The following is a 24,301-nucleotide window of genomic DNA, read 5'->3' as shown; positions in this document are numbered from 1 at the left end:
TATACTATCTCTATGAGTCTAATATCTCGAATGGGGGCAAAAACATGAATGAAAAACAAATTGAAGCAGTAATCGCAGAATTAAAAATGGAGTATATACGGCTGCAGGACGATGTTGAAAAACTTGAATCGTTTGGTCGTTCAACAGCTGCCCAGGAAGAGCGCATGAAGAGTATTGAAGAGGAACTGCAGTCATATCATCGGATGAAGACGGAGTAAAAAAATAACCAAAGTTTCAAACAGTTTAAGATCCTGTAGGTGGTAATAGCGGCAGCATACACTAATACTTAATCCATCACTCATCACCAGCGAAATCCTTCAAATCATTAAATGATCAAAAGACGCCATTTCGGCGTCTTATTTGTTTTGTGCTGCTATTTTATATAAATCCTTTGATGAATAAGTTACTGTTCCTGTTTTTTCCTGCTGTGCAATTTGATACATGGCCTCTGCTACCACGTCTGCTGCAATGCCAATTGAGCTAAGTTTTGAAGGGGAAAACAGCTTTGATAAAATATTATAGAACGTAATAGCGGCTCCTTCCCCCAATCTAAATTCATCCCGATTGCCAACAAGCAGGGCAGGGTGAATAATACTAAACGCCGGCAGATTCAAAGCCTTTATTTTTTGCTCAAGCTCCCCCTTCATTCTTGAATAAAAAATTTTTGAATTTGGGTTGGCGTTCATTGAGCTGATTAATAGAAAATGCTTGGCTTTTTTCTTCTTTGCAAGCTTTGCCATCGCAACAGGATAATCAACATCAATCTTGTACATGGCTGCTTGCGTTTTGGCTTTTTTAATGGTTGTGCCTAAACAGCAAAAGATATCATCTGCTTTAAACACTTCTTCATACGTTTCCAGCTGGTCAAAGTCACAAATCATTTCTGTTAATTTTTCATGTTTTATATGCAGTGGTCTGCGTACGAGTGCAATCACCTTATCATATGCATATCCGTTCAACAGCAAAGTGAGAAGCTCTTTCCCTACTAATCCGGTCGCACCGGCAATAACAGCGGTTTTGGGCATGTGTGTGTCTCCGTTCCTTCTATAATATACAGCTATTATAAAGGGAATAAGGAAACCAGTCTAATTCTTAGATTAGGAAAAGTAGAAAACAAATTTTAAAGGCGATCCTTATGGAAGAAACGAGCAACTAAGTGTCTGTTTTCACCATAAGCCAAGTACCTTCCACCATAAACCTCCAATTCCAATCCATACGATGATATGAAACACCGAAATGATGAATCCTAGTGACCACCATTTGTTTTGAGTCACATAGCCAGCTCCAAAAAATACTGGGGCAGGACCAGAGCTATAATGGGTCAAACAGCCAAATAGGTTACTGAAAAAAGCTAATAACAAGGCAGAAACAAGAGGCGGCGCCCCTGATGCAACCAGAACAGCTAAAAAGGCAGCATACATCGCACTTACATGGGCAGTGTTACTTGCAAAAAAGTAATGTGAATAGAAGTAAACAACAGATAGAATAATCAAAGTTAAGATCCATGACATTCCGCTTACAGCACCCTGCATTGTTTCTGTAAACCAAGGAATCATCCCAAGTTCATTTAGAAAACCGGCCATCATAACTAAAACCGCGAACCATACTAACGTATCCCATGCACCTTCTTCTTTTTTAATATCTCCCCAAGTAAGAACCTGAGTGACAAGAAGAGCTATTAGCCCAATAAATGCTGTAGTCGTTGCATTGATATTAATATTTGATCCGAAGATCCAGAGTCCTAAAATTAATAGAAATACACCAATCATATAAAACTCTTGCTTCTTTAGCGGACCCATTTCTGTTAATTTTTGATTTGCCATTTCGGATGCTGCTGGCGTTTCTTTAATTTCTGGAGGATATAATTTTAAGATTATAATAGGAATCAAAATCAAACTTAAAACTCCAGGCACAAGAGCAGCAGCTGCCCAACCAATCCAAGAAATTTGTTCACCAGAAATATCACTGGCTATTTGAGCTGCGAGAGGATTTGCGGCCATTGCTGTTAAAAACATTGCAGATGTTATCATATCTCCTTGAAAAGACACCTTTGTTAAAAACCCGCCAATTTTCCTCTCTGTTCCATCACCAACACGGGAACCATAGGTTTCAGAAAGCGACTTGATAATCGGCAGCAGGATCCCGCCCGCTCTAGCCGTATTGGATGGCATCGCAGGTGATAAAAGCAAATCACTTGCTATAAGGGAGTAAGATAAACCTAGGGTCTTCTTTCCGAATTTCTTAACAAAAATATAGGCAACCCTTGTTCCTAACCCCGTCTTTATAAACCCTCTTGAAATAAAAAATGCAATGACAATAAGCCATATGGTTGAATTCTGAAAGCCGCTTAGCGACTGTTCTAAAGTCAGTGTCTGCGTAACAACGGTAGAAGTTAGTGCTAAGATTGCCACACTTCCCATCGGCATAGGTTTCAAAATGAGACCTATGATGGTTGCAACAAATATCGCGAATAAATGCCACGCTTGTTCTGTCAGATCACCAGGCGGCTGAATGAACCATAAAGCTGTTCCTATAAGGATCGTCAGTAATAATGTTTTGTAATTTACTTCAGAAGTTTTCTTACCTGCAGGCTTTAAAACTTCAGACGACTTTTTATTTTTCAAAATACAGACCCCCATCTTACCATCTTTTTGAAAGCAATAATTGTGAGTAGTTTCACAATTATATTTAAGTAAACTCCTGCTTTCAAATATTTTTTCACATGCTGAACTTGTTTCTTAATGATCCGTTCTCCTGTCACTCACTCATATTTTTAGTATCTCCTGTTACACTTTTAGAATACTGAAAATTTTCCAATCCATATAGGTAAAGAAAATAAAGAAATAATTTAGTAATTAAAGTAAGTAAATATAGAAACCTTTTCCAAACAGAAAACTTGTTTAGTAACAACAATCTTTTTAGATAAGAGCCTATTAAAAAAACAGTCTGAGTGCTAGTGAGTAAGCACTCAGACTGCTTTCTACATAACAAAACCGCCATCCACGGTTATTGTCTGTCCTGTAATGAATTCGCTCCAATCAGATGCTAAAAATAATACAGGTCCAGCCAGATCAGCCGGTCTTGCCAATCTCCGCAATGGGGTTTGCGAGATAATCATATTTTTCACATCTTCTTTTGTATGTTTCGTTGTATCTGTTGGATAGACTAAACCCGGTGCCACACAATTCACACGAATGCCAAAACGACCTAAATCAGCAGCAAGATTCTTTGAAAAGCCGGTTAAAGCTGCTTTGGCGGTTGTGTAATCATGATAAGGAACAATTGGTCTGTCTACTAGATTAGTAGTCATATTAATGATGCTGCCTTTGCACTGTTTTTTCATATGAGGAATAACTGCCTGACTCATCAAATACGCAGAGCGTAAACTTCCATCTATCTGTTGCAGATAATGTTCCCATGAAAGCTCACCTGCTGGTCTTCTGTTCTCCACATCAAAAATATAAGATTTAAAGGCATTATGAACTAATACATCAATGGTTCCTGCCTCTAAGATGACTTGCTGAACCATTTTGGCCACCTGCTCCTCATCTGTCACATCTGCTTGTATTGCCCAGCCTTCACCGCCAAGTTCCGTGCATTCCTTCGCCACACTTTCTGCCGCAGCATGGTTCTGCAGATAGTTGATGATCACTAAAGCTCCTTCTCTTGCAAATGCGGTCGCAATGCTGGCGCCAATGCCTCGTGAGGCACCGGTCACAAGCACGACTTTTCCCTCCATATTCATTCTCATTCACTCTCCTCGGACAATAGGTCAGAAACAACTTGACCCAGCTGCAGCTCCTGCTGAATTAATCCAAGCTCAAAGTACGTATCAGCCGCTGCCTGCAAGACCTCTATATCCACTTCTCCTAAACGGCGGTCGTCTTCTTTATATATACTTGCTGTGTTCCGAAGTTTAATAATTTCCAGATTCATAGCCGTATCCTGGCCATCTATAGCATAATCAGCGGCTAATTCTGCTGCTTCCTCTGGATGCTCAATCATCCATTCAGCACTTTCTTTGTAAGATTGCAGGAACTTGCTCAGCAGTTCTTTATTTTCGTTATAATATTTTTCTGTCACAACAAACAGATCACTTGGCATATTGAGATAGTCCTTCACTTCGATAATATCTACCTCTCCAAGCCCCTTCTGCTGTCCAGTATAGAGACCTGTATCAGTAGCAGCTGTTGCATCCACCTGCCCCTGCATGAGCGGAGCAAAATTCAATAATCCTGTTTCAACGATTTTTACATCGTTTTCTGTCAGTCCTGCATGGTGAAGTGCAATCAGCAAATTTTGCCGTGTGCCGCTGGACAAACTATACACACCAACCGTTTTTCCTTTTAAATCTTCTGGTTTGCTTACGTTGTTTTCTTTTAAACTCACAATATTAAACACATTCTGCGGATATATATTATAGATGACCTTCAATTTTTCACCTTGATCTAATGCATAAAATAATGATCCTGGATCTGTAAAGGCGATGTCTGCTTTTCCGGAAAGGATGTTTTTAATCGCATCTCCTCCCCCATTACCTGGAACGATCTCCACATCTAGGCCATTCTTCGAAAAGAACTGTTTTTCCTCATCAACCAGCAAGTTGGTCTGCTCTGTGATCAGCTTGCTCCAATTGGCGATGGTCAGTTGTTGGGTTTCTTCATCCTTTCCAGCATTCTGAGTGGCGGTGCTGCAGCCGCAAAGCAAAAAGAATGTGCATAATATTAAAATCGCTGTTTTTTTCATTTATTTGGTCTCCTTGTATATTTCGCAAAATATTTATGTTCAATCAGATTGACACTTTGATAAACAATCATACCGAGCAATGTGAGGAGAATAAGGCTAGAAAACATAAGAGGCGTATCCATCATGCCCTGCGAAGCAATGATGACAGCTCCAAGTCCGTCACTGCCGCCAATAAATTCACCTACTACCGCTCCAACTAATGCTAAAACTGCCCCTACACGCAAGCCGGCAATAATGGCAGGAATGCCAGCGGGGATTTTTAAATGAATGAGGGTTTGCCACCTGCTGGCACCCAGCATTCTAAACAATTCTAATTGCTGGTTATTGCTATACTTCATCGCACTCATCGTGTTTTCTAGAATCGGGAAAAAACAAACTAAAGCTGTGATCACAACCTTAGATGTCATGCCAAAGCCAAACCACAAGATGAATAGTGGAGCTAATGCAAGCTTAGGCACTGCCTGACTGGCAATCAGATAGGGCGTCAGTACTTTGCGGAAAAAGACTGATTCTCCCATGACAATGCCAGCTGTAAATCCAAATAATCCTCCAAGCAAAAGACCTAACAGCACTTCCGAAATCGTTCTCCAAATATGAGGAAGAAAGTAACCGCTGCTGATATGTGTCCATAACGTTTGAACAATAACAATCGGTGAAGGCAAAATCAGTTGTGAAAGCTGCTGTGAGGCAAACTCCCAGATCATGACCAAGATGAGAAACAGTCCAATGGATACCACTGCATATTTGTTCATGATCCTGTACTCCCCATAACCTCTCGGATTCTTCTGCTGTATGTGTTAAATTTCTCACTATAACGTGTATGTTCCAGCCGTGGTTTTTCCAAGTTAATCTTTGTTTCAAAAATGATCCTGCCTTTGTCCATCACCGCGATCCTATCTGCTAAAAATACGGCTTCTGTAATATCATGGGTAATAAACAGAACGGTTGTTTGCTGCTCCTTGCACAATTGAAGCAGGTCATGCTGCAGTTCTTCCCGCGTAATGGCATCTAAAGCAGCGAATGGTTCATCTAAAAAGAGAATGCTTGGTTTCTGAATAAGTGCTCTTGCAATCGCGACCCGGCTTTGCTGACCTCCAGAAAGTTCAGATGGATAGTGATGAATATAATCTGATAATCCAACTTGTGCTAACAATGAAGTGGCTTCCTCCTGATCCTGATTTCTCATTTTTCTCTTCAATGTGATCGGCAGAAGGACATTTTCAAGCGCGGTTTTCCACTCAAGCAAAGTGGGCGATTGAAAAACAAAGCCATAGTCGTTCGAAGGCTTCGTAACCTTCTTCTGATTGATCACGATCTGCCCTTCTTCAGCACGCAGTAAACCAGCAGCAAGTTTAATCAAGGTTGTTTTCCCGCAGCCGCTTTTGCCAAGCAGACAGTGGAATTCTCCCTTTTCAATTTGCCAGGTAACGTGATCGATGATGTTTCGTAGATTACCGTATGAAAAACAAACATCTTGAATGTGTAAAAAGCTCAACAAGTCCACTCTCCTTTAATTAGAATAAGCAGAAAGCGGCTCAGCCCATTCTATTGTGCTTGCTTCAATATCGGTCATTTTTATTAAATCAAGTAAACTAAAACCGCCATCCTGGTGCCAGCCTGCTTCTGGAGACGTCATTTTGCCCACTGCACTGATTCTTGTAACACCATATTGAACAAGCTGCTCGCTCCACTGAAACACTTGTTCTGGATATGTACTCATTCCGACAGATTGCAGCCATTTTTTATAAGGTCGGATAGCCTCGAGCACTTCTTCTATTCGTTCAAAAGCGATAATACTTATAGACCTGTTTAAAACCGTCGGCTGAAAAGCAGCTCCCTCCCCTTCATAAATGACTGTCCATTTGCCTTCATGACTTGAGAGCACTTCTTTATCGGAGTCATTGAGCAATGCCATTTCGTTTTTATGCTGCCATTCTAAGAACACAGCAGCTTCTTCAATGGACAACGTTTTTCGTGGGAATCGCACTTCTAAGGCAGACAGTTCGTGTGCCAAATATTTCGCAAATTCATTTGGTTCAATAGCGCCGCCCTTTTGAACAAAGATACATTGAGGAGAATAACAGCCCTGCTGATCATAACGAGCGATATCCAATGAAGCTAAATGGCTTGTTTCCAACGCTTTTTGCATATGCAGGCTTTCTTTCCCCACAATGGAAAAACTAATTTTATGTCCATGTGCTATCCATTTTGTTGATACAGGAACCCTTTTTTTTATTGAAAATAAACTTTCATTATTCCCATAGGCGATAATCGTCTCACAGCCTTCTAAAAAAGGAGTCTCTCTTTCCTCATCGCCGCCCTTCCAAGCTACAATGGCAAAACAGTTTTTTAACCTCGGTTCTATTTGAGCAATGATGCCGGCAAATAATCCAGCAAAAAACGGTTCATCCGTTGCAGTTTTTCCAACACTTCCTGACTTGACGAGCAGTGAGGAAATAAAGCTCCACAAGGGAAGACCCGGCACGTTTCCAGCCCAGATATGCCCGATTACACTTGGTCCAACTGCTTTTGCATAACCGCCCTTAACAACAGGCTGAAAATCGTCCAACAGCAGGGGATTTCCAAGGTCTGCTGCTAAAAAACGCTGCAGCTCATGTTTTCGAAAACCCTGCAAATAAGATGTTAAGCTCGTACGGATGATTTCACGATCATATCCTGTTATGATCGGAAGCCATGTTTCAGCTAAAAGCCGTTCTTTAGAACGGCGATCCAGCAATACATGTATCGCCTTATCAATGACAGATACCAGTTCTGATACAGTGAAGCTCTTTAGAATTGAAGCATGATCCTTTACCATCTTGATCACTTTACCGAGCTGCTCGGCGGATAGATGCGGTACTTGCACTAGTGCTGTCTTGCCATTGACCTTATAGGTAAACTGTTTATACTGTATCTTCTCATTTTCCATTTCAGGCAAATAGCCTGCTGTGATCTCCATTATGAATTCTCCTTTGCAAAGCGGAGAAATTCGTCCACTGCAAGAGAACAGCCTTTTTGTTCAGAGCCTTTCACTCTTCCTAATAAAAGGAAGCCGCGGTCCGTCTCTTTCCCTAAATCTTCAGTCAGAATAGCAACTGCTGAATTAAAATTTGCTAAATCATAATGAACGAGCACACCACTTTCACCTTTTGGCACATCTAATCCTGTCAATGGATTCACAACTCTTGTCTTGATCCAGTGCGGCCCGGATTTAACAGATGGATCTGAATCATTTCCATCATCATAAAATTGCGTGCTAAGCTCCGTCATTCCGTACATGTTTATACAATCTTTTTTCTCCACACCTAAATGTGTATTCAAGGCGTTATAAAATTCAGCAGCTTCCACATGTCTGGATTGGTTTTTATAACCGCCAGTATCCAGGAATTTGCTTCCCTCAGGCAATTTGAACGATAACTGCTTTTCCTGAAGATAATCGAGCAAATGAACAAAGCTATAACTTGCTCCGAGAAGAGCATATGGCTCACCTGTTTGCTCTGCTCTAGTAAGCTCAGAAACTAGCAATTCAGTATGAATTCCATCCTTTGTCAGCAAATAATGACTTTCCTTCGTACCGTATGTCTTTTTGGCAAGATACAAATAACGGGCCAAAGATGAATTCGGCATTTGGAGTTCATCCGGAAATAAGATGCCCATCTTAATGAATGGCTGCTTCTGCATAAACCTCTTTTGAAAATTGACGGTCATTGAAGCATCAAAAATGTCTAATGTAGGATGATAATGCTTGCCTTTAATTTGTTTTGTCGTGCCGCTAGTCATAAAAATGGCTTCAGCGTCGTTTTTGTCTATGCATGACAGTGTTACATCTTTAAATGCTTGAATCGGCACTGGCGGAATATCGTACCAGTGTTTAACGGTACGCGGTGTTTTTCTTTTTTGTATGCAGAAACTTTGGTATGGCGAGTTATTTTCGTATTGAAATCTGAAAACCATTAGCGCAAGCTCATTAAAGTCATGAGAATTTTCGTTTTGGATGTATTGATGGATGGCAGTAATGATCTCTTTTTGGGTCATTCACGATCCCAGCCTTTCTGTTTAAAAGTGGATTGAAAATTGGAATGCCAGCAGCAGAAAATAGGAAGAAGTTTGCAAAAAGAAGAGGTGTACATATGTCTTTAAATAGACTTTATACTCTCAAAAAGTATAAAAAAATACACTTCGCGCCCAGCAAAGTGCATAGTTGTATCCTAAGTCACACATTCCCTACGCTGGCATGATCCAACAGGTTCATACGGTCTATGACAGTTAGTCATACTCTCAGCCTGATTCCACAGACTCCCGTTTCATATTCAATTCTTAATTCGTTATTAGTTTAGCAAGTATGAGTACAGATGTAAACGCTTTTCGATTTTTTATTTGATGGCGCTTCCCACATGATAATCCTCTAAATTCAGATCAATTTCTTCACGAAGAGCTAAAGAAGAGAGCAATTTCCCCACATACGGTCCTGCTGTTAATCCTGAGGAACCTAAGCCATTGGCCGTTAAGATCCCTTCAAACCCAGGGATTCTGCCAAACACAGGTAAAAAACCTGGGGTATGTGGGCGGAATCCTACCTTCACCTCCGTGAGCTCGGCATCTTCAAGACCTGGTGCTGTTTTTAACGCTTTGCCCAGTATATCATATACACCGCCAGCGGTTACCCGCATATCTAGAGTCTCAATATCTTCATGTGTTGCACCAACAACAATTTTTCCTTCTTCAAAAGCAAGCATATATTGGTTGTTTGGCGGCATAATGACAGGCCATTCATCTGTGTTTTTATCCTGGAGTCTTAAATGAATAATTTGTGCTTTTTGAGCAAACACCTGAAACTCAATGTTCAAGGGAGATAATAATTCTTTTGCCCACACACCAGGTACAGCAATGACTTCATCAGCCAAAATTTGTTCGCCGTTTACCACTGCACCGATAACTTTCTGTTCTTCAATCAGCAAGTGTGCGGAACCTGTTATAGTTCTTGCACCATTCTTGATCGCAGCATTTACGAGTGATCCTCGCAGATTTCTGCCGTTAACGCGTGCACCGCCACTAACATAAACAGCTTCATGTTCATTATTTAAAGGAGGAAATAATTCCCTTTGCTGAGCAGCTGGGATATCCTTGATTTCTCCTATTTCAGGTGCATCCTCTCTTTTTAAAATAGCTCTTTCTTTTAATTTTAACAGCTTAGCTGTATCCAATTGAAGAGCAAGCGCTCCTACCTTCTTGTATCCGGTATTCTCTTCACCATCTTCACGCAGCATATCAATCAGCTCACCATAATATTTCGCCCCATTTTTCACAAGAGCATACCAAGGTTTATTTCGGCGCTGTGAAAGCCATGGACATACGATTCCTGCAGCGGCATCTGTGGCTTGTCCTTCATCATCACGATCAATTAAAATGACCTCTGCCCCTTTACGGGCGAGATGATATGATGCTGAAGCACCTAGTATCCCTGCACCAATTACGATGATTTTTTTCATAGCACTACACACCTTTTTTCAAAGCATTCTTATGTAAATTTGCTTAGGTTTTTACCTCATCTTACAGAAATTCTCCTCTGCGGGCAATGCAGAAGTCTTTCAAATGACTTAAGGTTTGCCTATTTGATCCTCTGAAAAATGCACATAAAATGATGGCATCAAAACCATTCTATAGTTATAGAGAGGTGATCATCTTGAAGCATAAACTCGATAAATCAGTTGAAATATCAGCTTGGATTGTGATGTCGTTATTATTGATAAAATACGTTCCTAAAAACAGGATGCGTGAAGCACATGTAGCCTTTTTATTTAAACAATTCATCACTTGGCTCTTTGGCTTACTTGTTGTCGAAAAAGGATTGATTTCCTATCCTCAGCGTATGTTTTTCAAGAAAGCAAATAAATCTAGTTTTACATTTGAATATTTTGTTTATCCAGCTTTATGCTCTTTATTTAATTTGCATTATCCTGAAAAGAAAAATATGCTCTATAAAATTTGTTATTATGTTTTTTATTCGGCTTCTATTACAGTCTTTGAAAGTATAGCTATTAAATACACGAATTTAATCAAGTACAAAAAGTGGACTTGGGATTGGAGTTTAATAACGATGTGGTTTACATATTACCTCTCGCGGCAATATCAAAAGTGGTTTTTTAATCAAAATACAAAGGAATAAATCTACAGGATTCAGAGGATTCCCGATACGAATGTGAATCTTTTTAAATGAGGAAAGCAGTATAGAAAAGAGTCTGGAGCAAAATAGAAATACTATTTGTAAATATTTATTAGCTGTTTTGGGTATTTAAACAAGCCCGTTCCACCTGCGCTGCGGACCCTCGCTTTCCGAGGGGAGGAAGCTGAGCCTCCTCGGCACGCCTGCGGGGTCTCACCTTTTCCTCTATTTCCCTCCGGAGTCGAGGGTCCTCCGCTCCATTTCACTCATATTAGGAATATTAAATGTTATCAAATAAAAAATCGAATGATTAGAAAGATTCACTTCCTAATCATTCGATTTTTTTGCTGTGTTAACTACTTATGTCACAGTCTCTTTTCTAATTAAGCTTATTCATAAAACTCGGCAGGAATTTTACCAAACTTGCGATTATGATAAAGCAGCGGCTCTTTTTTTCGGCTGACAATGTCGGTAACTTCCCCGATTAAGATCGTATGATCTCCCGCTTCAACGCTTTTAAATGTTTTACATTGCATAACGCCTAACGCACCTTCAATAATCGGCAATCCTTGCTCTGAAAGTTTCCATTCGCAATTGGCAAATCGATCAATCCCTTTGCTAGCAAATAATGCACAAAGCTCGCTTTGATCTTCTGCTAACACATGAACGGCAAATTTACCTGAATCTTTAAATACATCATGTGAAGATACCTTGTGATCAATAGACCAAAGGATCAGCAGCGGATCCAACGATACGGATGCAAATGAATTCACCGTTAATCCTAGTGGTGTGCCGCTTTCGTCAACCGTAGTTATGACAGTAACACCAGTCGGATAGTTGCCCATTACTTCTTTAAATTTTGCTGTATCTGCACTCATCTTGTTCCGCCTTTCCAAACATATTCACCTATAGTATACCCGAATATATTCTCCAAAGTATTCGAAATTCCTTCTTTTCTAGTATAGAATATACTATATAGATGAAGATGGAATGAAAGCGAGGATACTTGAGAATATGAGTGATCAAAAAGCAATTGTCCCTCCAAAAGGGGATTACATACAACTTGATAATCCAGAAGAATATGCAGAAAAGCTAAAGGAATGGGGCTTGCCTGCTTCTAAAAGCGAATATTGGTATAAAGATCGAAAGCAGCAGTATGCTGTTCAAATTAAAGGATATGAGGTATACGGAGAGGATCATTCCGGGAACACGATTGTCATTGAATTTGAAGATGGAAGCTTAGGCTGCATTCACCCTGCTTTTTTAAAGGAAATGCAGGCAGGAAGCTTTGGAAAAATCTATCTTTCTGATGCAGGAGAAGCTGTACCTGTTAAACAAGAGAAAACAGAGCCAAAATCGGCTCCAGCAAAAAAAACGGCTCCTAAAAAAGAAAGCAAAAAGGAACAAAAAGAAAGTCCCAAAAAAGTGGTTCTTCCTGACGATAAGGTTCACTTTACTGCAAAGGTTAAGCAATTTGCGTTAAGCTGGAATCATTTTAATGAAGAGAATGATGAGGTTGTCGTCCTTGAAAATGTTACGATTCAACAAGATGAAAACATTGAAATCGGTCTTGCTTGGTGTTCTCATTCCAAAACATTAAAAAAATGGGAGCTCACTCCAGGTGATCAGCTCGAATTTGACGGAAAAATCGTCAAGAAAAAGCTGCCTCAAGGCAAGGATGCTGAAGAGGAATTTTTAATGGAAGAAGCAGTCCCTTACAAAATCAATAATCCATCCAAAATACAAAAAAGCTAAAGATGGGGAGTGGAGAAATTGAAAAAGGTAGTCATAGCAGGAGGAACAGGTTTCGTCGGCACGTATTTTCAGAAAAGATTTCTAGAACTTGGTTATGAAGTAAAAATCATTGCCCGCACTTCTCCTTCTATTGCTTGGGAAAATGAAAAAGAGATTGTTTCTGCATTAGAAGGAGCAGAAATGCTCATTAATTTAGCTGGAAAATCGGTGAATTGCCGCTATAATGAAAAAAATAAAAAAGAGATTCTGACATCTAGAACTGAGACAACGAAAATACTGGGAAAAGCGCTGAAAGCTTGTGTTAATCCCCCTGAATTATGGATCAATTCCAGCACCGCTACTATTTATCGCCATGCTGATGACAGGCCAATGACGGAAGCGGAAGGTGAAATCGGCTCCGGCTTTTCTGTAGATGTAGCCACCTCCTGGGAAGATGCCTTTTTCTCTTTTCAGCTGCCCAAAACAAGACAAGCTGCCTTAAGAATTGCCATTGTACTTGGACCAGATGGTGGTGTCATGACTCCTTACGTAAACCTTGTGAAATACGGTCTTGGCGGTAAACAAGGCACAGGCTTGCAAATGTTCAGCTGGATTCACATTGAAGACTTATTTCAAATTACGCTTTTCTTAAGAGACAACAAACATCTTGAAGGAGTGTTTAACTGTTCTGCTCCTCAGCCTGTTAAGAATAGTGAACAAATGCGATTAATTCGAACGCATATGAACAGGAGCTTTGGTCTTCCTGCTCCTAAGTGGATGCTCGAGCTCGGAGCGGTTTTTATTGGAACAGAAACGGAGCTCGTCTTAAAAAGCCGCTGGGTTGTGCCTGAAAGACTAGTGCAATCAGGATTTGACTTTCAATATAAAAGCTTAGATGAAGCTTTAAGTGCCATTATTTGAAAATAATTAATGTAAAAATAAGGCGAGCTCCCAGATTTAGAGAGCTCGCCTTGTTATATTTCGACAAAACCCGCGCTTTTTCGGAGCGTCATTGTGACGCAATTAGAGTTGCTGGCACCCCGCCATTTAATGCTTCCAATAGAGATTTTGCGGCTAAAAGGCCCATAGCAAGGCGGGTTTCCGCTGTAGCTGATCCGATATGAGGCAGTGTGACTAAATTAGGAAGTGTCAGCAGCGAATGTTCGGGAGGGAGCGGTTCAACCTGATAAACATCTAAACCAGCTGCTAAAATACGTTTTTCGCTGAGAGCCTTATAAAGAGCATCTTCATCAATGACTGGGCCTCGTGATCCATTTATAAAAATGGACGAGCTCTTCATTAATGAAAATTCTCTTTCTCCAATCAATTTTTCCGTTTGCGGTGTAAGAGGTGCCATGTTACATACAAAATCGGATTCTTGCAGAAGTTCCTCCAGTGAACGGTATTCTGCATGATAATATTCTTCTGCTTCCTTATTGCGTGAGCGGTTGTGATAAATCACTTTCATATCAAAACCATAATAAGCCCTCTTTGCAATGGCAGAACCAATCCCGCCCATTCCAATGATGCCTATGGTTTTATGATGAACGTCAACACCAAAAAGCTCTTCCTGGATTGCTGCTTTCCATTCTCCCTTTTTGACAAATTGATCTAATTCCGTGATCCTTCGCGCCGCTGTAAGCATTAAACCGAACATTGCATCGGCAACGGTATCATCCAGCGCTCCCTTTGTATTGGTCGCTTTGATGTTTCTCTTCTTCAGTTCTGCTAGATTTAAATTATCATACCCAACAGAAACATTACTGACCACTTGTAAATTTGGGGCATGATCTAATAATTCCTTATCCACTTTCATGCCTGCTCCAAATAAGGCATGCGCGTCCTTTAAATGAAAATAGAATTCTTCCTGATTTGATGAATCAATACGTTCAAAATAAATGACGTCACACTGTTCGCGAAGCAAATCTAATACTTGTTCATATGTTTTCCGATAGACAATGACTTTTGATTTCATCGCAGTCCCTTCTTTCTAAAATCTTCCTTTATCGTACTAAACATGGACGTTTATGATCAAATCTCCAGTCTTGAATCAAATATTGCATGGCAATCGAATCATCCCTCGCCCCTAATCCTTTCTGTTTATATAGTTCATGGGCCTGCTCGATTTTATCCATATCAATTTCAATGCCTAAACCTGGTTTTTCTGGAAGCGTAATTTTGCCGTCAGCGATTTGGAACGGTTCTTTTGTCAGCTGCTGACCGTCTTGCCAGATCCAATGTGTATCAATCGCCGTAATATTTCCTGGTGCTGCTGCAGCAACATGTGTAAACATCGCCAAAGAAATATCAAAGTGATTATTCGAATGTGATCCCCATGTTAATCCCCAGTCTGCACACATTTGTGCAACTCGCACTGAGCCTTGCATTGTCCAGAAATGAGGATCTGCTAATGGAATATCTACTGCATGCAGTTGAATGGTATGGCCCATTTGCCGCCAATCGGTAGCGATCATATTGGTTGCGGTTGGCAGACCTGTTGCCTTCCTAAACTCAGCCATCACCTCGCGCGCTGAATAACCATTTTCTGCACCGCAAGGATCTTCTGCATACGCTAGAACATCCTGTTTGCCCTTACAAAGCCTAATGGCCTCTTCTAATGACCAAGCTCCGTTCGGATCGAGCGTGATGCGCGCTTCAGGAAAGCGTTCAGAAAGTGCTGTCACTGCCGCAATTTCCTCATCCCCACTTAAAACGCCACCCTTTAACTTAAAATCTCTAAATCCATATTTCTCATATGCTGCTTCTGCCAGCCTGACAATCGCCTCAGGTGTTAGAGCTTCTTCATGCCGCAAGCGGAACCAGTCATCATCTGCATCCGATTCACTCAAATAAGGTAAATCCGTTTTTCTCCGATCGCCAATATAAAATAAGTAACCCAGCACATCAACTTCGGTCCGCTGCTGTCCTTCACCTAATAATGCAGCAGCAGGAACGCCTAAATACTGACCTAATAAATCCAGCAGTGCAGCCTCTAAAGCAGTTACTGCGTGGATGGTAATTCTAAGGTCAAACGTTTGCAGTCCCCGTCCGCCAGCATCCCGTTCTCCAAATATGCTTCTTACTTTGTTTAAGATCTTGTTATAATTTCCGATAGATGCACCCATTAATAATGGTTTAGAATCTTCCAGCGTTTTTCTGATCGCTTCTCCGCCAGGAACTTCACCAACTCCTGTGTTTCCGCTGCTATCTTTTATCACCACAATATTTCTTGTGAAATAAGGTCCATGTGCACCACTTAAATTTAAAAGCATACTATCATGACCTGCTATAGGAATGACCGACATCTCAACGATGACCGGCGTATTATATTTTGTTTTCAAAGCAGTACCCATTTGAACACTCTCCTATTCTATTAAACTCAGTTTGAAAACGTAACAGAATCATCCGCATCTGTTCGTTTCGATTTACGATAATCCAGGTATGCATAGATAAGAGAACCAAAGATTAAAACCCATATGACAAGTGCAATCGGTCCTTTTGTAAAGAAAATCGTAAGGTCTCCGCCGCTTGATTTTAAGCTATCAATAAAATATTTTTCCAGGTCTTTTCCTAAGATAAATCCTATTAGAAAAGGAATCACCTGAATTCCGATCTTCACGAACACAAATCCTGCCAGCCCAAACAGCAGCAGCGTCCAGACATCAAATAAAACGCCGTTATTGATGGCATAAGAGCCAACTACGCACATGACAATAATGATTGGGTAGATAACCGATTTAGGAATATAAACAATTTTTGAAAAATATTTAATGCTGAAAAACATAAGAAGAAACATAAACACATTTGCCATGAGCAAACCATAGATAATTCCATTCCATAGATCTGGATTTGAACTAATAAACAATGGTCCTACTTGAATGCCTTGTAATAAGAATGCTCCGACCAAAACTGCGGTCGTACTGTCTCCAGGAATCCCCATTGATAATAACGGAATCAACGCTCCGCCCGTTAAACCATTATTGGATGCTTCACTGGCGATCAGACCCTCTGGTTCTCCGCTTCCTAGCTTCTTCGGGTTCTTCGAGAAATTCTTGGCTTGTGAATAGGCAGTGATTGACGCAGCACTTCCGCCAACTCCTGGTAGAATTCCTATAAAGGTACCAATGATAGAGGAGCGAACCAAGTTGACTTTTTGATTATTAAAAACTTTAAAAGAAAACTTCTTCTTTTTATCTTTTTGAAACTTAAATGTTTGATGAGCGGAAACCTTCATGCCGTCTTCCGCCTCTTCTAATATTTGCGTAATCGCAAATAATCCAATTAAAGCCGGCAGCAGAGAAAAACCATACAGTAAGGCATCTTCAAACCCTGGCGGAACTAATCTCATCTCATAATTATCAGCGAATGTTCCTATTAAACTAATATAAACGCCCAGGAAACCGCTGAAGATCCCCCCAATTAAACTGCCTTTGGAGATCGATGCGATCACCGTTAATGCAAAGACAATGATTAGAAATTTTTCAACTGACGAAAACTTAATCGCGACTGAAGCCAACACAGGTGTGAAGAGATACAAAATAAGCAAACTGATGATCCCGCCAACTAATGAAGCCGTAATGCCGACTTTTAAAGCTTTCTCTCCTTCCCCTTTCTGTGTCATCGGGTAACCGTCAAAGGTGGTACAAAGGGAAGAAGGAGTACCTGGAATATTTAATAGAATCGCCGGTACTAAGCCGCCGCTAATTCCGCCAACATATAAACCAAGCAACAAAGCAATTGAATCAATCATATCTAGCGTATACGTAATCGGCAAAAAGATCGCGATTGCCATTGTAGCTGTCATCCCGGGAATAGCACCAAAAATAATGCCAACCACTACACCTGCAAAACAGAGAAGAATGGTCATAGGAGTAAAAAATTCTAATAAATCCATTAAAAATTCACCACCCTTTACGGTAAAGTAATATTAAACACTGTCCCAAACAAATACCAAATCGCAAAGGAGGTTACAACAGAGTTTAAGACAGAATAGATAATTGACTTTCTTTTTATATTTCCAATAAATAAAAGCATGATGAAAAACATAAACAAGATACTAGACGCTAAAAAGCCTATGATCTCAAGTAAAAACACATAGCCAACAAGTAAGATAATAGTGCCAAAAAACTTACGTTTATCAAAGTTTTCCTTAAAGAATTTTGGTTTAAATGTAAAATTTCTTTCTTTTATCCTCTTTCCCAGATGAATCACAAGCAGCAGGATTAAGAGAACCACCAAAATTCCCAGCACTAATCTTGGAAAGATCAGATGATATTCGCTAAAGGTCATTTCGATCGTCAGCAGGTCTTTCAATTCTGTCACCTTCCTTCTTAAGTGGATATTAGAATAGTAAGGCTGTCTTTAGACAGCCTCACATTCACTCCTCATTACTTCGCTATATCATCCAGGCTTGGTGCATTACTGATGATATATCGCAATGTTTCTCTCTTTTCGAGCAGATAATCTGCTGATTCATCTGCAGGAACGTAATTGGCTACATATGCATTTTTCAATAGATCGTTTTGATAGTCTTCATTTTCAACCGCTTCTGCTACAGCTTGATCCAATGCATCTACAAAATTGTCATCAATGTCCTTTGGCAGAATAAAGAAGAATTCTTTATCAAATACAAACTCTTTGCCATTGACTGTGATTCCTTGTTCAGCAAAAGTTGGAATATCGTAGCCTTCGACTCTTTCACCAGCTGTTAGTCCAAGGAACTTCATTTTAATCTTGTCTTCTACTCCATCCTTCGTATATTCATTGTTAGCGCCAATTGAGCCGTGAATGATATCCACATTGCCATCCCATAAAGCCTGATCCTTATCTTTCTGTGAGCCAGTTACATAAACCTTAATCCGATCAGCTACATCCTGACCAAACTCTTCCTTCGCCCATAAATAAAACGCGTCAAAACCAATTTGAGATACGCCTCCTGCTTCAATCGCAACAGTTACCATTTCATCGGGATGATCCTGCAGCCATTGAGCTGCTTCTGCCAATGTATCGTATGGAGCGTCGGCTTTTGCTAAAAATGCATTCCCAGGGTTTGTTGCAACTACAGGTCCAATTTTCCAGTTCTCTAGCTCATGCTCATCGCCAAAACTGCCATATTCTACACCTAAATACGCCATATCATGGAAGAACATAATTTCGCTTCCATCCGTCTTCGCCTTCGTTAATTCGTTAAAAGCTCTTTCACTTCCTACTGCATCTACTTTAATATTTGTATCTAGAGGCTTTTCAACATTTCTGCTGATTAAGTCAGCAATCTGATACGTATCTCCTCCAGTAGAAGTAGAACCAATCAGCACCCTCACTCTAGACAAATCAACTGTTCCAGTACCTGCTTCTGCATCCGTTCCACCCGTTTGATTTCCGCACGCCGCGGCTGTTAATACAAGCAACCCTGCAACCAAGACAAATAATAATTTTTTCATAAACACACCCCTAAACTATATTTTTGTCTGCATTAACCTTTTTCTTCCTATAAAGCGCTTTCAAATATACTGTAATGATAAGGGGGCAAAAGCACCCCCTATCACCTGATTACTTAATAAATACGGTTTTTATTGAAGTGAAGAACTCAATGGCGGCCTGACCTTGTTCGCGGGAATGAGAGCTCGATTGTTTCATGCCTCCAAATGGTGCCTGCAGCTCCACGCCTGCACTTTCTGCGTTAATTCTGACTAGTCCAGCATCCATTTCTTCAATAAAAGTGAGCATTTTTTGGATATTAGTCGTAAAAATGGACGCACTTAGTCCATACTGCACATCATTTGCCAGCTGCAGGGCTTCTTCAAGAGAATCAACCCTCATTAAAGCCAATACAGGTCCGAAAATTTCTTCTTGAGCAATGGTCATATTGGTCGTCACTTCATCAAAAACCGTTGGCTCTACAAAATATCCGTTATCATATTTCGGACCGGTCAGTCTTTCACCTCCACACAGTAAGGCAGCTCCTTCTTCTTTCCCTTTTTGAATATAAGAGAGAACCGTTTGCAGCTGTCCTTCACTTGCACTTGGTCCCATCCAGGTACCATTTTCCTGTCCGTCACCGACTGTAATTTCTCTTACTTTTGCAACCAGCTTTTGCTTGAACGTCTCATATATTTCGCTTTCGACTATGACTCGGCTTGTCGCTGTACATTTTTGCCCTGTGGAACGCAATCCGCCGCTTATTGTTGCTTCAACTGCCAGATCAAGATCGGCGTCAGCTGCAACGATGACAGGATTTTTCCCGCCCATCTCCAGCTGATATTTTCCTCCGCGTGCTAAAACCGCCTGACCAATTTTCTTTCCAACACCATTTGAGCCCGTAAAAGTGACACCGTTTACATCAGGATGGTCCGCTAATCCTTGCCCGATAACGGAACCGGAACCCGTTACCAAGTTGACGACACCTTCTGGAAAACCTGCTTCTGCAAAGCATTCAATCACTTTTGCGCAGGTAACTGCTGTTTCAGTTGCAGGCTTTATGACAACAGAGTTCCCATAAATTAATGCAGGTGCCATTTTCCATATCGGAATGGCTACAGGGAAATTCCATGGTGTAATTACACCAACAACGCCTAAAGGAACTCTTGTTGTAAACATAAGTGCACTGCTGTCTGTTGAAGGGATTACATCTCCAACCTTCCTCATTCCTTCTCCTGCATAATAACGCAGAATCGCAACACCTCTGGCTGTTTCCCCTTTCGCTTCAGGCAAGGTTTTCCCCATTTCTCTTGTCATACTTTCTGCTACTTCATCCAATCTGGATTCAAGTATATCAGCAGCTTTGTACAGATACTTGCCTCTTTGATCTCCAGAGAGTTTCTTCCATTTCCTTTGTGCTAATTTGGCGGCTTCCACTGCTTTATTCAAATCTTCTGCTGTGGAATTTTGCACATACCCGACAACTTCATCTACATTTGCAGGGTTGCTGATGCTAATAACTTCATTTGTACTTGAAGATTGCCATTTTCCATCGATGTAATTTAAATAATGCTGTTGTTCTGTTTGAACTGTCACTACATATCCCTCCTATATTTCATCCCAAATGGGTCAAAACCAAGTCCAAATTACGCTATTGTCTTTGTGCTTTTTGGATATTTATCAAAAGCAGTTTTGATAATTTTCTCTAATTGCTGAAAATGCTCTTTTTCTACTTGGGTTACAGGCGGTCTGACTGATTTTGTAACAGGCAATCCGACAATTTCCATGCCTGCTTTGATCAATGCAATTGCATAGCCTTTTCTTTGCTTGCGAATCTGATTGATTGGCAGAATTACATCTTGATAGAGATCCTGAACAAGCTGCTGCTCATTGTTATGAAGTGCATCGTAAAACATTCTCGAAATATGCGGGATATAGTTTGAGATGGCAGAAGAATATGAATCAAATCCTAATGGCAAATAAGCAGGGTGACATACTTCTGCCATTGGCATCCCATTTAACCACCCGATTTTGTTTCCAATTCCTTGTGTTAGTTCAACATTCAAATCCATATTGCCAACCCCATCTTTTACACCAATTACTTGAGGAATTTCAACAAGCTTTTGTAAATTTTCCAGCTGCAGAACAGCATTGGCTCTCTGGTAGACAATTGCTCCTAAATCTGTGCTGTGCACAATGGTTTTATAGTATTCATAGATTCCATCCTGCTCGCCTTCGATCAGATATGGAGGTAAAATGAGGTATCCATCCGCATTATGCTTCGCTGATATTTCAGCCTTTTCTAATGATTCTGATAAATTACCGCCTATTCCGGTATAAACCGGAACCTTTCCATTGACTTCAGAAACAGCCAGTTCGACAGTGGCTTCAAATTCTTTATAGCTAAGAGAGTTATATTCTCCAGCTCCGCAAGAAACAAAAATGGCTTCTAACCCTTCCTCAAGCAAAAAATGTATATTGCGAGCTAACCCCTGTTCATCAATGTTTCCGCTTTCATTAAATGGCGTAACAGGAAATCCTAAAATTCCTGTTGGAGCTTTTCTCGTCTTTTCCATTCAATCTCTCCCTCTCTGATCTTCTATATTTTTTAAAGTTTTTTTCCTTACATAATCCAGGTGTGTATACATGCTTATATAGGATTGTATCGGATCTCTTTTTTCTAAAGCAGCATAAATATCTTTGTGCTGCTGAAGGGTGACTTCTTTGTTGCGGTATTCATACGATATATTTTCCAAAATGGTATCGTACATGTTCAGCAAAGGATCAATTAACCCTTCCATCATGTAATTGCTCGCACTGCAAGCTATGATCCGGTGAAATTCTCGGTCTGCTGCTGAGTAATCACCGTCTGATGTTTCCATTATGTGAATGGTCTCTTTTAATTTCTTTAGCTCCAGCTCAGAAATTTTTTCTGCAGCCAACGAGACTAATCCTAACTCTTGTGTGAATCGCGTTTCTAAGATCGCATTAATATCACCCGCTGCAAGCGCTAACATAATTCGATATGGCTGACTGCCAATTTTATCTGACAGAAATGTGCCTTCTCTTGTTTTCCGATGGATGATGCCAATCGTTTCAAGCGAACTAAGTGCTTCTCTTAAAACAGGTCTGCTGACAAACAGCATTTCCATTAATTCCATTTCTGTAGGAAGCTTATCCCCAGGATGAAGCTTTCCAGTCAATAGCAGATCTATGATTTGATCAATCACCTGATCAGATAAGGTTTTTCTTTTTACAGATTGCATTTTTAATTTACTTGCTTTCTCATCCAAACCTACCCCTCCTTTCACAAATTTGTCACTTTTTCAAATTGTAAGACAAATAAAAAAGACTGTCAATATAATTAACAGAATTTTCTTAAAATTATTTAAATATAGTATTTTGCTATAAAAAGTGACCGAAGAAAATTATTATTTTATGTCATGTGATTATGGGTATTTAAACAAGCCCGTTCCACCTGCGCTCCAGACCCTCGCTTTCCATGGGGAGGAAGCTGAGCCTCCTCGGAGCAAAGCTGAGGGCACTGAAAAAGTCCATTTAAGTCAGTGAAACATTTACTGTTTCACTGGCTTTTTGTTTTATAATAGAGGTATTAACTTATCGCAGGTGGTATATAAAATGATCTCCAACCAACAATCCCTTAGTTTCAGCCCCTATTTACAGATATACGATCTTGTTGTTCCACAAGATAATATGCTTCGTCAAATCAATGATCTTGTGGACTTCAGCTTTATTCTAGAAGAGTTAGAATCAAAGTACTGTCTAGATAACGGTCGTAATGCCGTTCACCCGATCCGTATGTTCAAATATCTCTTGCTTAAATCCATTTTTAATTTATCAGATGTAGATGTGGTCGAACGATCAAAGTATGATATGTCCTTTAAATACTTCCTTGAAATGGCGCCAGAAGATCCTGTTATTGACCCCAGTTCCCTAACGAAGTTTCGTAGGCTTCGTCTAAAAGATGTGGATTTATTAGATATGCTTATAAATAAAAGTGTTGAAATCGCATTAGAGAAAGACATCATTAAAAGTAAAACGATTATTGTTGACTCAACTCACACAAAATCCCGTTATAATCAAAAGTCCGTTAAAGAATTTTTACAGGAAAAATCAAAGAATGTACGTCGGTCTGTCTACCAAATCGATGAATCGATGAAAGAGAATTTACCGGCCAAAACAACAACGAATAGTGTTGAAGATGAATTACAGTACTGCGAAGATCTTATTACCGCCATCGAATCAGAGCCAAGAATTTCAGAATTACCTGCGGTGAAAGAAAAGTTAAATGTATTAAAAGAAGTCGTTGAGGATTGTACAGAACAGTTGAGTTTTTCCATGGATCCAGATGCCAAAGTAGGACATAAATCGGCAGACTCCTCTTTTTTTGGATACAAAACACATTTGGCAATGGCTAACGAACGGATTATTACGGCAGCGGTGATCACAACTGGAGAGAAAAGTGATGGAAAATATCTTCAAGAATTAGTTGAAAAAAGCATCAAAACAGGAATGGAAATTAAAACGGTTATTGGAGATACGGCCTATTCTGAGAAAGAAAATATTCGTTATATAAAAGAAGAAAATTTGGAACTTGTTTCAAAATTGCATCCACATGTAACGCATGGTACGCGAAAAAAAGAGGACGAATTCACGTTTAATAAAGATGCAGGAATATATGTGTGTAAGGCTGGCCATTTGGCGATCCAAAAGAAATTTGAAGAAAGAAAAGGTCAAGATCGAAATCCAAGAATTAAATATTTATTTGATACGAATAAATGCAACACTTGTCCCTTACAAGAGGGCTGTTATAAAAAAGGAGCGAAAACAAAATCCTATTCTGTCACAATAAAATCGACAGAGCATAAAGATCAGGAAGCATTTCAAAAGACGGTTAAATTTAAAGAGCTATCTCGAAATCGATATAAGATTGAGGCTAAGAATAGCGAATTAAAACATGCACACGAGTATGAAACAGCGAAATCCTCGGGTTTATTTGGCATGCAAATTCAAGGGGCAACCACCATATTTGCGGTAAATATAAAACGAATTCTAAAGTTAATAAAGTAAGAAAATGGACAACATAGTCCAAAATTAAGGGATTCAGACAAAAATAAAGCCAATTTCTTTCTAATAATAGACAGAAATTGGCTTTTTTATCTTTATAAGATTTTACCAGGTTAAAGAAAAACGAAAAACCTTAAGAAAATCAGTGCCCTC

General features: G+C 40.0%; 23 protein-coding genes. 5 read left to right on the top strand and 18 right to left on the bottom strand.

All coding sequences use genetic code 11. The features are described 5' to 3' along the window. Window positions 1–44 precede the first annotated feature (44 nt). Window positions 45–218 (top strand): SE1832 family protein, encoded by a 174-nt coding sequence (locus B7E07_RS23740; protein WP_176215182.1) that lies wholly within the window; start codon window positions 45–47, stop codon window positions 216–218. Window positions 219–356: 138 nt separating this feature from the next. Here the strand turns inward: B7E07_RS23740 and B7E07_RS11660 are convergent, their stop codons facing one another. The 9 genes from B7E07_RS11660 to B7E07_RS11620 form a co-directional block, all read right to left on the bottom strand. Continuing rightward, window positions 357–1,025 carry an NAD(P)H-binding protein gene (locus tag B7E07_RS11660; RefSeq protein WP_080846026.1) on the bottom strand — a complete coding sequence of 223 codons (669 nt, stop codon included), beginning with the start codon at window positions 1,023–1,025 and terminating at the stop codon, window positions 357–359. 141 nt (window positions 1,026–1,166) lie between these two features. After that, window positions 1,167–2,624 carry an anion permease gene (locus B7E07_RS11655; RefSeq protein WP_373886052.1) on the bottom strand — a complete coding sequence of 486 codons (1,458 nt, stop codon included), beginning with the start codon at window positions 2,622–2,624 and terminating at the stop codon, window positions 1,167–1,169. 356 nt (window positions 2,625–2,980) lie between these two features. After that, window positions 2,981–3,745 carry an SDR family oxidoreductase gene (locus tag B7E07_RS11650; RefSeq protein WP_080846024.1) on the bottom strand — a complete coding sequence of 255 codons (765 nt, stop codon included), beginning with the start codon at window positions 3,743–3,745 and terminating at the stop codon, window positions 2,981–2,983. A gap of 2 nt (window positions 3,746–3,747) precedes the next feature. After that, window positions 3,748–4,746, bottom strand: a complete 999-nt coding sequence (locus B7E07_RS11645; RefSeq protein WP_080846023.1) for an ABC transporter substrate-binding protein — start codon at window positions 4,744–4,746, stop codon at window positions 3,748–3,750. Continuing rightward, window positions 4,743–5,498, bottom strand: a complete 756-nt coding sequence (locus B7E07_RS11640; protein WP_080846022.1) for an ABC transporter permease — start codon at window positions 5,496–5,498, stop codon at window positions 4,743–4,745. Before B7E07_RS11640 ends, B7E07_RS11645 begins: the two co-directional genes overlap by 4 nt. Then, on the bottom strand, window positions 5,495–6,244 hold the full coding sequence (locus B7E07_RS11635; RefSeq protein ID WP_257391440.1) for an ABC transporter ATP-binding protein: 750 nt from the start codon (window positions 6,242–6,244) through the stop codon (window positions 5,495–5,497). The genes B7E07_RS11640 and B7E07_RS11635 overlap by 4 nt, the downstream gene beginning before the upstream one ends. Window positions 6,245–6,256: 12 nt before the next feature. Then, window positions 6,257–7,705 carry an acyl-CoA reductase gene (locus B7E07_RS11630; RefSeq protein ID WP_080846020.1) on the bottom strand — a complete coding sequence of 483 codons (1,449 nt, stop codon included), beginning with the start codon at window positions 7,703–7,705 and terminating at the stop codon, window positions 6,257–6,259. Continuing rightward, window positions 7,705–8,781 carry a LuxE/PaaK family acyltransferase gene (locus B7E07_RS11625; protein WP_080846019.1) on the bottom strand — a complete coding sequence of 359 codons (1,077 nt, stop codon included), beginning with the start codon at window positions 8,779–8,781 and terminating at the stop codon, window positions 7,705–7,707. The genes B7E07_RS11630 and B7E07_RS11625 overlap by 1 nt, the downstream gene beginning before the upstream one ends. Before the next feature lie 338 nt (window positions 8,782–9,119). Continuing rightward, window positions 9,120–10,235, bottom strand: a complete 1,116-nt coding sequence (locus tag B7E07_RS11620) for an NAD(P)/FAD-dependent oxidoreductase (RefSeq protein ID WP_080846018.1) — start codon at window positions 10,233–10,235, stop codon at window positions 9,120–9,122. Between the two features lie 149 nt (window positions 10,236–10,384). Here B7E07_RS11620 and B7E07_RS11615 point away from each other — a divergent pair, with 149 nt between their 5' ends. Next, a complete protein-coding gene (locus B7E07_RS11615; protein ID WP_257391439.1) occupies window positions 10,385–10,912 on the top strand; it encodes a CBO0543 family protein in 528 nt (175 codons plus the stop codon). 386 nt (window positions 10,913–11,298) lie between these two features. On the opposite strand, the gene B7E07_RS11610 is transcribed toward B7E07_RS11615, so the two are convergent. Then, window positions 11,299–11,787 (bottom strand): flavin reductase family protein, encoded by a 489-nt coding sequence (locus B7E07_RS11610; RefSeq protein WP_080846017.1) that lies wholly within the window; start codon window positions 11,785–11,787, stop codon window positions 11,299–11,301. A 136-nt stretch (window positions 11,788–11,923) separates the two neighbouring features. Between B7E07_RS11610 and B7E07_RS11605 the strand changes: the two genes are divergently transcribed. Next, window positions 11,924–12,664 (top strand): hypothetical protein, encoded by a 741-nt coding sequence (locus tag B7E07_RS11605; protein ID WP_139785621.1) that lies wholly within the window; start codon window positions 11,924–11,926, stop codon window positions 12,662–12,664. 18 nt (window positions 12,665–12,682) lie between these two features. Then, a complete protein-coding gene (locus B7E07_RS11600) occupies window positions 12,683–13,564 on the top strand; it encodes a TIGR01777 family oxidoreductase (RefSeq protein ID WP_080846015.1) in 882 nt (293 codons plus the stop codon). Between the two features lie 88 nt (window positions 13,565–13,652). Here the strand turns inward: B7E07_RS11600 and B7E07_RS11595 are convergent, their stop codons facing one another. The 8 genes from B7E07_RS11595 to B7E07_RS11560 form a co-directional block, all read right to left on the bottom strand. Further along, window positions 13,653–14,618 (bottom strand): 2-hydroxyacid dehydrogenase, encoded by a 966-nt coding sequence (locus B7E07_RS11595; RefSeq protein ID WP_080846014.1) that lies wholly within the window; start codon window positions 14,616–14,618, stop codon window positions 13,653–13,655. 28 nt (window positions 14,619–14,646) lie between these two features. Next, complete coding sequence (gudD, locus tag B7E07_RS11590; RefSeq protein ID WP_080846013.1) at window positions 14,647–15,996, bottom strand: glucarate dehydratase; 1,350 nt, start codon at window positions 15,994–15,996, stop codon at window positions 14,647–14,649. A gap of 26 nt (window positions 15,997–16,022) precedes the next feature. Continuing rightward, window positions 16,023–17,537, bottom strand: coding sequence for a tripartite tricarboxylate transporter permease (locus B7E07_RS11585; protein ID WP_080846012.1), 1,515 nt, complete (start codon window positions 17,535–17,537; stop codon window positions 16,023–16,025). Between the two features lie 17 nt (window positions 17,538–17,554). Continuing rightward, window positions 17,555–17,965: a tripartite tricarboxylate transporter TctB family protein gene (locus B7E07_RS11580; protein ID WP_218970417.1), complete on the bottom strand. Its 411-nt coding sequence runs from the start codon at window positions 17,963–17,965 to the stop codon at window positions 17,555–17,557. A 65-nt stretch (window positions 17,966–18,030) separates the two neighbouring features. Beyond that, on the bottom strand, window positions 18,031–19,083 hold the full coding sequence (locus B7E07_RS11575) for a tripartite tricarboxylate transporter substrate-binding protein (protein WP_080846011.1): 1,053 nt from the start codon (window positions 19,081–19,083) through the stop codon (window positions 18,031–18,033). Between the two features lie 109 nt (window positions 19,084–19,192). Next, window positions 19,193–20,656, bottom strand: a complete 1,464-nt coding sequence (gene gucD, locus B7E07_RS11570) for an alpha-ketoglutaric semialdehyde dehydrogenase GucD (RefSeq protein WP_080846010.1) — start codon at window positions 20,654–20,656, stop codon at window positions 19,193–19,195. A gap of 50 nt (window positions 20,657–20,706) precedes the next feature. Continuing rightward, window positions 20,707–21,636, bottom strand: a complete 930-nt coding sequence (gene kdgD, locus B7E07_RS11565; protein ID WP_080846009.1) for a 5-dehydro-4-deoxyglucarate dehydratase — start codon at window positions 21,634–21,636, stop codon at window positions 20,707–20,709. Beyond that, on the bottom strand, window positions 21,637–22,353 hold the full coding sequence (locus tag B7E07_RS11560) for a FadR/GntR family transcriptional regulator (RefSeq protein WP_373886051.1): 717 nt from the start codon (window positions 22,351–22,353) through the stop codon (window positions 21,637–21,639). It lies immediately after the preceding gene. Between the two features lie 346 nt (window positions 22,354–22,699). On the opposite strand from B7E07_RS11560, the gene B7E07_RS11555 reads away from it, so the two are divergent. Continuing rightward, window positions 22,700–24,151, top strand: a complete 1,452-nt coding sequence (locus B7E07_RS11555) for an IS1182 family transposase (protein WP_080843532.1) — start codon at window positions 22,700–22,702, stop codon at window positions 24,149–24,151. The last annotated feature ends 150 nt before the right edge of the window (window positions 24,152–24,301 follow it).

The sequence above is a fragment of the Cytobacillus gottheilii genome (assembly GCF_900166665.1).
In the GTDB taxonomy this organism is placed as follows: Bacteria; Bacillota; Bacilli; order Bacillales; family Cytobacillaceae; genus Cytobacillus; species Cytobacillus gottheilii_A.
The sequence above is the reverse complement of the archived record's forward strand: the minus strand, read 5'-3'. Positions and strand labels throughout refer to the sequence as shown.